The following is a 13,413-nucleotide window of genomic DNA, read 5'->3' as shown; positions in this document are numbered from 1 at the left end:
TTCAAGTCTTCACACGCGATTGATCTGCGAGTAATCCTCACGCATGCGCCAGCGCGAGCACCGCCACGACCTCGGCACCGCACGTTTGCAGGACGCGGACCGACTCCGTCGCGGTGGCGCCCGTGGTCACCACGTCGTCGACGAGGACGACCGGCCCGGGCACCGGCGCCGTGGCCCGTACCCGCCCGGCGATGTTGCGCTGCCGGTCGGCACTCGAGAGCCCGACCGAGTCGCGGGTGAACGCCTTGAGGCGCAGCGCAGGCATGACAGTCAGGCCAGGGAGGCCACCGATGGCACGCCGGGCCATCCGGGTGACGGGGTCGCCGCCGCGACGCCTGGCCGCCGACCGCCGCGTCGGTGCGGGCACCAGGGTGAGCGGGGTGTCGAGGACTCCCCAGGTGAGCAGGTTTTCCAGCGCGACGTGCAGCGCTGCGGCGAGCGGGTCGATCAGGTCGGCGCGACCTCGCTCCTTGACCGCGACGACGGCTCGACGGCGGGGTCCTGCGTAGCGACCCAGCGACAGCACCGGCACGCCGGGATCCAGTCGCGGGGTCACCAGGTGTGGCTCGTCGGGCTTGACGGTCAGGTCTGCGTCGCACACCGCGCACCACGGTGTGGCGGGTGCGCCGCAGCCGCCGCACTGCAGCGGGATGACCAGATCGAGCACGCGGTCAGTCTGCGGCCGCGGTCCGACATGTGCGGTCCCGGCTCCGCGGAATAGCGTTCCCGGCTGCGAATTCGCCGCAATTCACAGCCGTGGCTTCACTCTCGCGGGACGCGGGCCCCACGCGACGGGCGGGACGCGACGGACGGGACGCGACGGGCGGGACGCGGGCCCCACGGGACGGGACCAGCAGGCCAGACGCTCAGCCCAGGACGATCGACTCCCCCTGCACGGTGATCGGTTCCGCGGTCAGCGGTCGTGTGGCCGGGCCGTTGACCACCTCACCGTCGAGGCTGAACTTGCTGCCGTGGCACGGACAGTTCAGCGTCCCGTCGGCGACCGAATCGATCAGGCACCCGCTGTGCGTGCACACCGCCGAGAACGCCTTGTAGTCGCCGGCCACGGGCTGGGTCACCACCACCTCGCCGACGACCACGCCGGACCCGACGGGCACCTCGGCGGTGGTGGTCAGCGCTTCGGGTTCAGCCGGCGACTCGGAGGCGGTGGCCTGCTCACCGCCGGAGGCCCCGCCACTGGAACAGGCGGCCAGCGCGGCGGCCGCCAGGCCGATTCCCGCGCCGGCGAGCACCGTTTTACGGGGCACCCGCATCTCGTCGATCTTCATCCACTGACCTCTTCTGTAGGGCTGGCTGCCGGAGGGCTGTCCGGCAACACGTCCGGGTGTCAGCCCGGCAGCACTGGCAGCGCACCCGCCGCCATCAACGGCCGGACCTCGGTCCACCCCGGCTCGCCTTCGGCGGACGACGCGGAGAGTTGGACGACCCCGCGGCCGTCGGCGACGTAGACCGCCGACGGGTTGGCCGCCACCGTCGTCGCCGGCATCAGCAGATTGCGGCTCGGGCCGTCGGAGTTCACGCCGTCGATGTTGATGTAGGCCACCGGGTTCCGGGCATCGGTGCGGGTGACGACGAGGTCGTCACCGGTGCGCCACGACAGCGACACCACGGTGTCGCGCAACCCGTATCCCAGGCGCCGCGGATAGGTCAGCGCGTAGCCGCCACCTTCGGTCTGTTCGACGCCTGCGACGATCACCCGCCCCTCGATCACCATCGCCGCGCGGGTGCCGTCCCGGGAGAGTTGCAGATCGGCGATCGGGCCCGGGTAGCGGGTCGACACCGCGGTGGAGTCGACGGGGATCCGGGCGGGCTGCCCCGACGCGTCCTGGATGACACGCACCACGTTGATGCCGTCGACGACGACCCAGATCGCGTCGTCCAATGACCAGCTCGGCCGGCTGAGGCTGCGGCCGTCCATCGCCTGGGAAGCACTGCCGCCCAACGGTCCGACCCACAGCGACGACGCCATGTCGGGAGCGCCGGGGCGCACGGTGACGATCGACGCGGCCAGCTGGCCGCCGCGGGACAGCGCGGCGGCCGTCTGCCCCGGCATCTGCCCGAACGAACCCGCCACCCGCGGCGCCCGCTGACCGTCCAATCGCACCATCGACCCGCCGACGAGTGCGTGCAGTCCCGCCGCGGCGCCGTCGACGGCACCGGGATCGGTCGCGGCGACATCAGCGGTGTCCCAGCCGTCGGCGAACCGGTCGTCGAGCGCGGCGCCGTCGGCATTGATCACATACGGCCCGTTGACGCCGGCCCGGGAAAGCGTCCAGATGATCTGCGCCGCAAGGAGTTGCCGGCTCTGCGGATCGGTGGTGGACAGGTTCTCCAGGTCGATGCGGGCACCGCCGTAACCGCGCCCCACCCCGGCCCGGCCGCCGTCGGCGCGCGTCACCGGTCCACGCAGCGTCAACGGCGGGGCCAGCAGATTGCGCACCGTTTTGTCCATCTCCGGTCGCGGACCCGCGATCAGCTTGGTGACCAGTTCGGTGGCCAGCTGGTCGGGATCGGACACCGCGACGTAGCGCGGATCGGGCACCACGGTCTTGCCCGTCGGATCGGCGAAATAGAGGGTGCTGCGTTTGTAGGTCGCCTGGAACTGCTGCCAGTCGAGGAAGACCCCGTTGGGCAGCCGGTCGATGCGCCAGCCGTCGGTGGTTTTCACCAGCTCGATGGGGCCGGGGTCGGGCAGCGCGCCCTCCCCTGTCTCGAACACCCCCATGTCCGACAGCGAGCCCAGGATGTCGGCGCGCATGGTCACCGAAACCCGTTCGGTGGTGCGGGTTTCGACAAAGACCACGTTGTCGATCAGCAGGGCGCTACCGGCGTCGTCCCAGGTGCTGGAGGCCGACTCGGTGAGGAACTGGCGGGCGGGCAGATGCCGGTTGGACGGGTCGGCGGTCGCCTTGAGGAACTCGCGCAGCAGCACGTCGGGATCCATGCCCGGTGTGGGTTTGGGCAGGCTCGGCGGCGGGGGCCGTTCGACGGTCCCGATTGCCTGGGGTGATGACGAGCTGGGCACCCCGGCGCAACCGGCGACGGCGAGCACGACGACGGACAGCCAGAGGGCAACCCAGAGACGCATCACACGCTCTCCCCGGCGGGTTCGCGGTCGCGCGTCGGCCGTCGGGTCGGCGCACCGGCGGCACTCTCGATGGGCTTGACGGGCAGCGGGCTGCTGGTCACTTTGTGCCCGCGGACCAGCGGCAGCGTCAACCGGAAGCAGGCGCCCTTGCCGGGCTCGCCCCACGCCTCGAGCCGGCCCTGGTGCAGCCGGGCGTCCTCGATGCTGATCGCCAGTCCCAGACCGGTGCCGCCGGAGCGACGCACCCGCGACGGGTCGGCCCGCCAGAACCGGCTGAACACCAGCTTCTCCTCGCCGGGCCGCAGCCCGACGCCGTGGTCGCGGACGGTGACCGCGACGGTGTCCTCGTCGGCGGCCATCCGGATGCGCACCGGTTTGCGCTCGGCGTGATCGATGGCGTTGGCGATCAGGTTGCGCAGGATCCGCTCGACCCGGCGCGGATCCACCTCGGCGATGACGTCGTCGGTGGGGAGGTCGAAGATCAGCTCGACGTGGGCGTCCTCGGCGAGGTGACCGACGTTGTTGAGGGCGCTCTTGACGATGCCCCGGAGGTCGACGGCCTCGACGGCCAGTTCGGCGACGCCGGCGTCGTGGCGCGAGATCTCCAGCAGGTCGTTGAGCAGCGATTCGAATCGGTCCAGTTCGTTGACCATCAGCTCGGTGGAGCGCCGCAGCGCGGGGTCGAGCTCGTCGGCGTGGTCGTGGATCAGGTCGGCGGCCATCCGCACCGTGGTCAGCGGGGTGCGCAGTTCGTGGCTCACGTCGGAGGTGAAGCGCCGCTGCAGATTGCCGAACTCTTCGAGCTGCGTGATCTGGCGTTGCAGGCTTTCGGCCATGTCGTTGAACGACACCGCCAGCCGGGCCATGTCGTCCTCGCCGCGCACCGGCATCCGCTCGGCCAGGTGACCTTCGGCGAACCGCTCGGCGATCCGCGACGCCGAACGCACCGGCAGCACGATCTGGCGGGCCACCAGCAGCGCGATCGCCGCCAGCAGCCCGAGCAGCACCACCGCGCCGGTCACCAGGGTCCCGCGGACCAGCGTGATCGTGGATTCCTCGCTGTTCAGCGGGAAGATCAGGTAGAGCTCGAGGTTGGCCGCCGGCGACGATGTCGGGCTGCCGACGATCAGGGCCGGTCCGGAGAAGCCGTCGGTGTGCACCGTCGAGTACTGGTAGCTGACCTGGCCGGCGTTGACGAAGTCGCGCAGCGCGTTGGGGATCTGGTCGACCGGGCCCGCGGCGGTGGCCGCCCGCGGACCGTCGCCGGGGACGATGAGCACCGCATCGAAGGTGCCCGCCAGTCCGGTACCCTCGTCGGCCTTGCGGTCGATCAGGGTGTTGCGGGCCAGCTGCAGGCTGCTGTCCAGTGAGCGGGTTTCCTCGCCGCCGACGATGCCGCTGACGGTGGTGCGGGCGCGTTCGATCTCCTCGGTCGCGGCGCGCACCTTGGTCTCGAGAATCCGGTCGGTGATCTGGCTGGTCAGCACGAAGCCGAGCACCATGATGACGGCGAGCGACAGGCCCAGCGTCAGCGTGACCACGCGCAGCTGCAGCGAACGTCGCCATGCCAACCCGAGCGCTCGACCCAGCGCGCCCAGTCCGCGGACCAGTGGTGCGGACCGCCGATGGATACGCCGTCTGGAGCTGAAGATCACGGCCACCGCCGAGCGACAACGGCTGAGCCGTGAGAGGTCACGACCACGGCTGAGCCGTGAAAAATCACGGAGGTCCGGCCTTGTATCCCACTCCTCGAACGGTGAGCACCACCTGCGGGTTCTCCGGGTCCTTTTCGACCTTGGCCCGCAGACGCTGGACATGGACGTTCACCAAACGGGTGTCGGCGGGGTGCCGGTAACCCCACACCTGTTCGAGCAGCACATCTCGAGTAAACACCTGACGGGGTTTGCGTGCCAGCGCCACCAACAGGTCGAACTCCAGCGGGGTCAGCGAGATCTGCTCACCCTGGCGGGTGACCTTGTGAGCCGGCACGTCGATCTCGACGTCGGCGATGGAGAGCATCTCGGCGGGCTCGTCCTCGTTGCGACGCAACCGGGCGCGCACGCGGGCGACGAGTTCCTTGGGCTTGAACGGCTTCATCACGTAGTCGTCGGCGCCCGATTCCAGGCCCAGCACCACGTCGACGGTGTCGGTCTTGGCGGTCAGCATGACGATCGGGACGCCGGAGTCCGCGCGCAGCACCCGGCAGACGTCGATGCCGTTCATGCCGGGCAGCATGAGATCCAGCAGCACCAGATCGGGCCGCAGTTCACGCACGGCCGTCAAGGCCTGGGTGCCGTCACCGATGACGGCGGTGTCGAAGCCCTCACCGCGCAGCACGATGGTCAGCATCTCGGCGAGCGAAGGGTCGTCATCAACGACCAGGATCCTTTGCCTCATGGTGTCCATGGTGTCACCAGAATGCGATAAAGCTCGGATACCACACCGAACGATTTGCGTGTTGACCGGCACCGAGGCCTGGATTGCGGCGCGGGGACGGCATTCCGGCCGGGGAACGCCGTTTCGGGACAGGCCGGTCAGTCGATGCGGTCGAGGATCCGCGCCGTCATTTCCGAGGCGATCTGCTCGGCGTCGGGCAGCACGGTCACCGACACGTCGACCACGACCGAGGATCTGACCGCCGATACCAGCGCCCACTCGTCATGGACGTAGGCGACCGTGGTCGGATCAGGTTGCGAGACGACTCCGTCCATGAAGTCGAGTCTCAGCGCGGCGCAGTCGGTCATGTTCTCCAGGCGGCGGTCGAACGCGTCCCGCGCGCGGTCTCTGTCGGCATACGTCACGACGGTCTGGATGGCCGAGGTGATCAGCGGCGCCGGGTTCCCCGCGTCCAGATCGCCCTCGTCCTCGACGGTGCGGATGTCGACGCGGTTGTCACCGAAGGCCACCCCCTGGTCGAACAGCGCACGGCACGGGCCCTCCGGGGTGGCGGTGTCGGGGACGATCCGGTCGTCGTCGGCCACGCGGGCGAACCCGTCGAATCCGCTGATCTCCCTGACGTCCTGCACGGTGAGCGGCAGCGACTCGAAACCGGCGGCGGGTGCCGAGGCGCCGTCGACCGAGCGCTGGCAACCGGCCACCACCAGAGAGGCGCAGCAGGCCAGGATCAGTGTTCGGCGCGTCACGTGGCGAATCCTGCCAGCGGCGACGACCGCCCGCCTCAGGCGGCGAGGGTGCCCTCGATGATGTCGCGCTGCTGACGGATCGTCTGGAGCGTCTCGTAGCCGATCTGTCGGATGCTGGCCATCACCGGGTTCGACTCGAGAGCTGTTGACGCCCAGACTTTCTGGCCGGACACGACCCACCGCAGCGATCGGCTGGAATGCAGGGTCTCGCAGGCTGCCGCCGTCTCGGCGTCGTCGGCGGTGTCACATCCGTAGCGCGCCAGCGCGAGTACGAGTTGCTTGCGGGAGAACACCATCCCGTCGTAGTCCTTCACCACCGGGTTGGTCCACCAGTGGTCGAACGAGATTCGTGATCCCCGCTCGATGCTCCCGCCGTCCCTGGTGCGTATCGGCGCAGGCGGGTACATCCCGAGCTTCGGAACGTACTCGGCATGGCGGCGCGCTCCGCTGCACACTTTCATCAGCGTCAGGCAGGCGGACGACGACGTGGTCTTGGGATTCGGAACACCGGCGGTGTCGACCCAGGTGAGCTGCCCCTGCAGGCCGAGCTGATCGATCAACGCATCCGACTCGTCGCACTGATGGACCAGTTTGCGGATGTGGGTGGCGAGCGTGGTCGCCTCGACGAGCCGACCCTGGTCGAACTGCTCGCTCGCCGACTTCATGTCGTGAACGAGTTCGTCCAGCATCGTCAGCAGGTCGGCGTACGAATGAATGCGAACAGCCATTGATCCCCCCGGAACGTTGTACTTCCCCCAGGTAGGACAGTAGTGCCGTCGAGGCGTTTCGTCCTGCTTACGACGCAGGCGCCGTCAATTTCCTCGCGAGCGCCCCGGCGTCGACGTCGGGGGGCACCACCACCCACGGCCCGCCCCAGCCCGCCGCCGCCAACTCGCCGTACACCGCGGAGGTGCGTTGCTGCAGGCCGTCGTCCCTTTCGTACGCATCGCGCGCCCGGTCGGAATCCTGAGCCGCCCGATCGACCGCCCGCTGCGCCGCCAGTTCCGTCGGGACGTCCAGCAGCACCTGCCAGTCCGGGACGGGTAGCTGCAGCCGCCCGTATTCGAGGTCGCGCACCCACGCCACCGCATCACCGTCGGCGCCCTGGTGCAGACGGGCGGCGCTGTACGCCGCGTTCGACGCGACATAGCGGTCCAGGATGACCACCGAGTTCTGCGCCGTGAGCCGCGCGATCTCGTCGCGCGCGCCGGCGCGGTCCATCGCGAACAGCACTGCCATCGCGTACACCGACTCGGCCAGGTCGCCGTGCGCGCCGTGGAGGGCTTCGGCTGCCAGATCGGCGTGCACCGACACCGCGTACCGCGGAAACGCCATGCTGGCCACAGAACGGCCGTCGGCTTCGAATGCGGCGCGTAACCCGTTGGTCAGCGTCCGCTTTCCGGCGCCGTCGACCCCTTCGATGACCATGAGCACTCGGCGAGCCTAAACGAGCCGACGCGGCGCCCTCGGAACCGGAACGGCCGCGCGGTTGCCAAATGCCGGTCCTACCGTTGATAGTTCTGCTCATGCGGGGTAACGGTGGGGCGGTCACGGTCGCTGAATTCGCGGTCACGGTCGGTGTGGGAGCGGCGGTGTACATGGGTGTGGGCTGTGCAGTCGCGTCGGCCGACGACACTGCTTCGGAGTCCGGTTCGACGAGTGTCAGCGACGCCGGCCCGAGGGCAGGCCGCGACGACGACCCGCGCGACCGGGTTCGCGAGGTCAAACGCGACAAGGAGACCGACGACGCTGATTCAGACGACGACGCTGCTTCAGACGACGCTGCTTCAGACGATGACACTCCCGCAACCGACGCTCCCGCAGACGATGCCGAACCCGAGGACGCAGCTGAAGAGGATGCGGCCGGGGACGACCGCACCACGGCGGTCGTCGACGTCGGCGGTGACGAGCCCGCTGCGCGCACTGAGGTCAGCCCAACCGAGCACCCCGAGCCGCTGCCGGCACCCGCCGTCGCACCCGCGCTGCTGACCGTGCCGGGCGCGCCGCGACGTGAGGCCGAGGTCGCCACGACTGGGCCGCAGGAGCCCGCGGAGGCGTCGACAACTAGCGCGCTGCTCTCCACCGTCGCGCCCACACCCGTCGTCTACACGGCAGCACCGACCTTCTCCGACCAGATCACCGTGTTCGGACTGCGTGTGCTGCAGGGTTTTTCCAGGTTCGTTGGGATCGACCTCTACGGGCAGCTCGGAAAGCTGTTGGAGAGCAGCCGACCACCGTGGTACGTGAAGTACGGGTTGCAGACGCGCGAGACCGAATTCGCAGTGGCCGAGGGCAACGTCTGGACGGTGTGGGAATTCCACCCGCCCAACCCGACCGGCAAGACGGTGATCGCCGTCCACGGTGGCGGATTCGTCTCGAAACCCACCCTGATGCACTGGGTCGACTACACGAGCATGGCGCGGGAAACCGGCGCGACGGTCGTCGTGCCGATGTACCCGCTGGCGACGACCGAGGCGGGCACAGCACGCAAGGTCGTTCCGGCGATGGCGCAGTTCATCTCTGAGCAGATCGACACCTACGGCGCCGAAAACGTCAGCCTGTACGGCGATTCGGCGGGCGCCACGTTGGCCCCTGCAGCGGTGCGCGAGCTGATCCTGGCCGGCAAACCCGTTCCGGCTAGCATGGTCCTGCTGTCGATCACACCCGATCAGTCGCTGTCCAATCCGGATCTTCGAACCATCGAGGACCCCATCTTCGACATCGAGGGCTACGTCCCCGATAATCACTGGGCTGACGGACTCGACCCCGGAGACCCGTTGATCAGCCCACTGTTCTTCGAGGACGACGTGTTCGCCGCCCTCCCTCCGACGACGATCTACCAAGGGTCGCTGGAGTTCTCGCTGCCCGACGCTCTGCTGCTGCACACGAAGTGGTCGGCCGCCGGCGGCGCGATCTCCACGGTGGTCGGCCAGGGACAGATCCACGACTGGGCGCTGGGTGGCCTGCCGCTGAACTCGCAGGCGCCGCAGGTCCGTCCCGACATCTACCGCCGACTCGGACTCGACAGTGTCGCCGCCGGCCCCAGAACGATCGTCACGGCGCCACCGTCGTTCGGGGACCAACTGGTCGTCGGGGCCCTGCGCACGCTGCGCTGGTTCTCCGAAGTCACCGGCATCAAACTGTTCACCGGGATCGTGGGCACGGTCACCAGCACCGCCCCGCCGCCGGGCACCGTGGCGGACCTGGTCGTCACCGAGCGCACCTACAACGGTTGGACCGTATGGGAACTCGCACCGTCGCGCCCGTCGGGCGAGTTCGTCGTGGCCCTGCACGGCGGCGGATTCGAGTCCGAAGCCAACATCATCCACTGGTCGGACTACGCGTCGATGGCCCGCGACACCGGCGCCACCGTGCTGGTGCCGATCTATCCGCTGGCCCCGCCGCGCGACAACGGCACGGCCACCACGCTGGTGCCGCCGATGGCGGACTACCTGTCGATGCTCATCGACGAGCACGGGGTGGACAACGTCAGCCTGTACGGGGATTCCGCCGGCGGGTCCTATGCGATGCTCGCCGTGCAGGAGATGTTGCGCCGCTGCCGATCTGACGTGCAGTGCGTCACCTCCGAGGCGACCCCGTCGCGGATGGTGCTCGTCTCCCCCGCCCTTCACCTGACGTTGACTGGGCCGGAGGTCGACGCCATCGACGACCCCATCCTGCCCAGCCGCCCGGCAGGAGAAGGCCCGCAGTTCAACGGTGAGCTCGATATGGATGATCCACGGGTGAACCCGATCTCGAGCGCCGACCTGACCGGGCTGCCTCCGACCGCGGTGTACATCGGGACGTTGGAGAAGCTCTATCCGGGCGCGGTGGCGTTCCGCGACAAGCTGTTGTCTCAGGACCCCGACGCCGACTTCACGTTTGTCATCGGCGACGCTCAGATGCACGGCTGGGCGCTGGGCGGGCTCTTCATCAACTCGCAGGCACCGGTGTGGCGCCCGAATGTGTACCGCCAGCTCGGCCTGCTGGACTCCGGCGATCGGGCGCGATATGTGACGCTGACGGTCGCCTAGCCCGCAATGCTGGACTGCAGCACCACCATGTCGCGTGGTGGGTCGAGGAACACCCGGGTGCTCCTGCGCTCCGCACCGAAGGTCATGTTCAGCTCGACCCCGGTGAGGAACGGCCCCGGCGGCAGGTCCGGCTCCAAGACCTTCTGCACCGCGGGCTGCTGCCCGGACTCTTCCGCATCATGTTCTGCCACAAGCGAATCCATCGCCTCGGGGGCGATCTGGACGACGGCGTCGAGCCACTCCAACTTCAGCCTGGAGGACTCGTCGTTGTTGCGCCAGGAGATCCAGGACGCCGCCACCGGGGCGCCCAACGCCGGGAAGGTCTGGGCCAGCGGGGCGACGTCGTGGCGCACCACCGGTGGTGGCGGCGCGGTGCCGACGGGCTCCGCCGCGGGCTGCTGTGCCTGACACCCGGCCAGCGCCGACATCACCAGCAGCGCAACGGAGAATCGGGCGCGCCCACCGACCATCACGGTAGGTGTGCGCGCCCGATTCGTCCTGGTCACGTCAGTAGCGGTAGTGCTCCGGCTTGTACGGGCCGTCGACGTCGACGCCGATGTACTCGGCCTGCTCCTTGGTGAGCTTGGTCAGCGAGCCACCGAGCGCTTCGACGTGGATCTTGGCGACCTTCTCGTCGAGGTGCTTGGCCAGGCGGTAGACCTCGTTGTCGTACTCGTCGTTCTTGGTCCACAGCTCGATCTGCGCGATGACCTGGTTGGAGAAGCTGTTGCTCATCACGAACGACGGGTGGCCGGTCGCGTTGCCGAGGTTCAGCAGGCGGCCTTCGCTCAGCACGATGATCGAATGGCCGTCTTCGAAGATGAACTCGTCGACCTGCGGCTTGATGTTGATGCGGCGGACCTTCTGGTCACGCTCGAGGCGGGCCATCTCGATCTCGTCGTCGAAGTGACCGATGTTGCCGAGGATCGCCTGGTGCTTCATCGACCGCATGTGCTCGAGGGTGATGATGCCCTGGTTGCCCGTGGCGGTGATGATGATGTCCGCCCAGCCGACGGCCTCCTCGACGGTCTTGACCTCGAAGCCGTCCATCAGTGCCTGCAGCGCGTTGATCGGGTCGATCTCGGTGACCGCGACGCGGGCGCCTTGGGCCTTGAGCGCCTCGGCGCAGCCCTTGCCGACGTCGCCGTAACCGCAGACCAGCGCGGCCTTACCGCCGATCAGCACGTCGGTGCCGCGGTTGATGCCGTCGATCAGCGAGTGCCGGGTGCCGTACTTGTTGTCGAACTTGCTCTTGGTCACCGAGTCGTTGACGTTGATGGCCGGGAAGGACAGCTCACCGGCGGCGGCGAACTGGTACAGCCGCAGCACACCGGTGGTGGTCTCCTCGGTGACGCCCTTGACGGACTCGGCGACCTTGGTCCACTTGGATTTGTCCGCCTCGATCGAGCGGCGCAGCAGGTTCAGGAACACCTTGTACTCGTCGGAGTGCTCGTCGTCCTCGGGCGGAACCACGCCCGCCTTCTCGAACTCGGCGCCGCGCAGCACCAGCATGGTGGCGTCGCCGCCGTCGTCGAGGATCATGTTCGCGGGCTCGCCCGGCCAGGTGAGCATCTGCTCGGCGGCCCACCAGTACTCCTCCAGCGTCTCGCCCTTCCACGCGAACACCGGCACGCCCTTGGGCGCCTCGACGGTTCCGTTGGGGCCGACGACCGTCGCGGCGGCGGCGTGGTCCTGGGTGGAGAAGATGTTGCACGACGCCCAGCGCACTTCGGCGCCGAGCGCGACCAGCGTCTCGATCAGCACGGCAGTCTGGACGGTCATGTGCAGCGATCCGGAGACGCGTGCGCCCTTGAGCGGCAGCACGTCGGCGTACTCGCGGCGCAGCGCCATCAGACCCGGCATCTCGTGCTCGGCGAGCCGGATCTCTTTGCGGCCGAACTCGGCAAGTTCGAGGTCAGCGACCTTGTAGTCGATGCCATTGCGGGCATCGGCGGTCAGTGATGCAGTCATGTAGAGCCCCTTATTCGGTAGACAATTGCCTGTGCGCGCACGGGTGTGCAGCGGCGACATCCATGCAAGACACCCAAAGCCTGCGGGCTCGCGGGACAGGCGCTCAGGCGCTCTGCCGGCTAAGGAGTATCTATAACACCGTAGCGTTCGGCGAAGGGAGACATCAATCTGGCCAGGTCTCGGGCCACATCGTGGTCGGCTTCCGGGGGCATGGACACGTAGCTCATCGCCAGCCGGACGATGGCCCTGGCCAGCACTCCGGCGTCCTCGTCGCTGGCCCGGACCCAGCTGGACATGAACGTTTCGGTCAGCCGCGTCGAGCACCGGCTGATGATCGGTGCGCTGTCGGTGGTGATGATCTGCAGCAGGTCGGGCTTCGAGGTCCCAGTCAGCAGTGAGATCACCAGCGGGTCGGCAGACGACTCGGTGAAGAAGTCGCGGAACCCCTGAAGGAAGGCGGCGTAGACGTCGCCGACGTTGTCGTTGATGGCGCCGTGGATCTGGTCGACGAGCCGGTCCGCCAGACGCAGGGCGTATCCCTGGGCCAGACCGTGCCGCGAGCCGAACTCGTTGTAGATGGTCTGGCGGCTGATGCCGGCCGCCCGGGCGACATCGGACAGCGTGATCGAGGACCAGTCGCGGGCCAGCAACATCTCGCGCATGCCGTCGAGGATCGAGTCGCGCAGCAGCACTCGCGATGCCTCGGCGTAGGAGATGCGCTTGTCGTTGGGGCGGCCCACACGCGCGACACTATCGCCTCGGGCCGTCGTGCCCGCCCAGGCCGTTGTCACGCCCCGAGCCCTGCCCCGCGGCCCGCCCCGCGCCCTGCCCCGCGAGCGCGCGTGTTTGCACGTCGCCGTTCGGCGAGTCGCGTACATCTGCGCGCGCTCACGGGCGACGACTGAGCGCTCATCCCCGCGCGACCTCGACCATCTCGAAATCGGACTTCGCTGCACCACAGTCCGGGCAGCTCCAGTCCTCGGGGATGTCGTCCCAGCGGGTGCCGGGCGCGATGCCGTCCTCGGGCCATCCCTTGGCCTCGTCGTACTCGAACCCGCACTGCACACAGACGAACAGCTTGTAGGCGTCGCTCACTTCATTGCTCCAATCCTTTGGCGTTGAGGCTGCACTCACGGCGGGGTTCACTCGCACTTTC

13 protein-coding genes are annotated in these 13,413 nt (G+C 68.6%); 1 reads left to right on the top strand and 12 read right to left on the bottom strand.

The window, feature by feature from the left end:
- Positions 1-37: 37 nt before the first annotated feature.
- The 8 genes from ABDC78_RS07700 to ABDC78_RS07665 all read right to left on the bottom strand — a co-directional run bounded on the left by ABDC78_RS07700 (position 38) and on the right by ABDC78_RS07665 (position 7,686).
- Positions 38-667 (bottom strand): ComF family protein, encoded by a 630-nt coding sequence (locus ABDC78_RS07700; RefSeq protein ID WP_178360921.1) that lies wholly within the window; start codon positions 665-667, stop codon positions 38-40.
- A gap of 199 nt (positions 668-866) precedes the next feature.
- Positions 867-1,289: a Rieske (2Fe-2S) protein gene (locus ABDC78_RS07695; protein WP_256736304.1), complete on the bottom strand. Its 423-nt coding sequence runs from the start codon at positions 1,287-1,289 to the stop codon at positions 867-869.
- A 59-nt stretch (positions 1,290-1,348) separates the two neighbouring features.
- On the bottom strand, positions 1,349-3,109 hold the full coding sequence (gene lpqB / locus ABDC78_RS07690; RefSeq protein ID WP_178360922.1) for an MtrAB system accessory lipoprotein LpqB: 1,761 nt from the start codon (positions 3,107-3,109) through the stop codon (positions 1,349-1,351).
- On the bottom strand, positions 3,109-4,764 hold the full coding sequence (gene mtrB, locus ABDC78_RS07685) for an MtrAB system histidine kinase MtrB (RefSeq protein WP_178360923.1): 1,656 nt from the start codon (positions 4,762-4,764) through the stop codon (positions 3,109-3,111). The genes lpqB and mtrB overlap by 1 nt, the downstream gene beginning before the upstream one ends.
- A gap of 64 nt (positions 4,765-4,828) precedes the next feature.
- Positions 4,829-5,515 carry a two-component system response regulator MtrA gene (gene mtrA, locus ABDC78_RS07680; RefSeq protein WP_178360924.1) on the bottom strand — a complete coding sequence of 229 codons (687 nt, stop codon included), beginning with the start codon at positions 5,513-5,515 and terminating at the stop codon, positions 4,829-4,831.
- A gap of 128 nt (positions 5,516-5,643) precedes the next feature.
- Entirely contained in the window at positions 5,644-6,252 is a 609-nt protein-coding gene (locus tag ABDC78_RS07675; RefSeq protein WP_178360925.1) for a sensor domain-containing protein, read from the bottom strand.
- Positions 6,253-6,287: 35 nt separating this feature from the next.
- Complete coding sequence (locus ABDC78_RS07670; protein WP_256736305.1) at positions 6,288-6,980, bottom strand: hypothetical protein; 693 nt, start codon at positions 6,978-6,980, stop codon at positions 6,288-6,290.
- Between the two features lie 67 nt (positions 6,981-7,047).
- Complete coding sequence (locus tag ABDC78_RS07665; protein ID WP_178360926.1) at positions 7,048-7,686, bottom strand: dTMP kinase; 639 nt, start codon at positions 7,684-7,686, stop codon at positions 7,048-7,050.
- Positions 7,687-7,778: 92 nt separating this feature from the next.
- On the opposite strand from ABDC78_RS07665, the gene ABDC78_RS07660 reads away from it, so the two are divergent.
- Positions 7,779-10,286 (top strand): alpha/beta hydrolase, encoded by a 2,508-nt coding sequence (locus tag ABDC78_RS07660; protein WP_256736306.1) that lies wholly within the window; start codon positions 7,779-7,781, stop codon positions 10,284-10,286.
- Here the strand turns inward: ABDC78_RS07660 and ABDC78_RS07655 are convergent.
- From ABDC78_RS07655 to ABDC78_RS07640, 4 genes are all read right to left on the bottom strand, one after another.
- Complete coding sequence (locus ABDC78_RS07655) at positions 10,283-10,792, bottom strand: hypothetical protein (RefSeq protein WP_347133366.1); 510 nt, start codon at positions 10,790-10,792, stop codon at positions 10,283-10,285. The genes ABDC78_RS07660 and ABDC78_RS07655 overlap by 4 nt on opposite strands.
- 1 nt (position 10,793) lies before the next feature.
- Entirely contained in the window at positions 10,794-12,257 is a 1,464-nt protein-coding gene (gene ahcY / locus ABDC78_RS07650) for an adenosylhomocysteinase (protein WP_178360927.1), read from the bottom strand.
- 119 nt (positions 12,258-12,376) lie between these two features.
- A complete protein-coding gene (locus tag ABDC78_RS07645; RefSeq protein WP_347133365.1) occupies positions 12,377-12,997 on the bottom strand; it encodes a TetR family transcriptional regulator in 621 nt (206 codons plus the stop codon).
- Positions 12,998-13,166: 169 nt separating this feature from the next.
- Complete coding sequence (locus ABDC78_RS07640; RefSeq protein WP_178360929.1) at positions 13,167-13,352, bottom strand: rubredoxin; 186 nt, start codon at positions 13,350-13,352, stop codon at positions 13,167-13,169.
- Positions 13,353-13,413 lie beyond the last annotated feature (61 nt).

Origin of the sequence: Mycobacterium sp. DL (assembly GCF_039729195.1) — a bacterium.
Taxonomy (GTDB): domain Bacteria; phylum Actinomycetota; class Actinomycetes; order Mycobacteriales; family Mycobacteriaceae; genus Mycobacterium; species Mycobacterium hippocampi_A.
The sequence above is the reverse complement of the archived record's forward strand: the minus strand, read 5'-3'. Positions and strand labels throughout refer to the sequence as shown.

Coding starts and splice junctions, on each gene's coding strand:
- ABDC78_RS07695 (WP_256736304.1), bottom strand. CDS start 1,289: ATGAAGATCGACGAGATGCGGGTGCCCCGTAAAACGGTGCTCGCCGGC.
- lpqB (WP_178360922.1), bottom strand. CDS start 3,109: ATGCGTCTCTGGGTTGCCCTCTGGCTGTCCGTCGTCGTGCTCGCCGTC.
- mtrA (WP_178360924.1), bottom strand. CDS start 5,515: ATGGACACCATGAGGCAAAGGATCCTGGTCGTTGATGACGACCCTTCG.
- ABDC78_RS07670 (WP_256736305.1), bottom strand. CDS start 6,980: ATGGCTGTTCGCATTCATTCGTACGCCGACCTGCTGACGATGCTGGAC.
- ABDC78_RS07660 (WP_256736306.1), top strand. CDS start 7,779: ATGCGGGGTAACGGTGGGGCGGTCACGGTCGCTGAATTCGCGGTCACG.
- ahcY (WP_178360927.1), bottom strand. CDS start 12,257: ATGACTGCATCACTGACCGCCGATGCCCGCAATGGCATCGACTACAAG.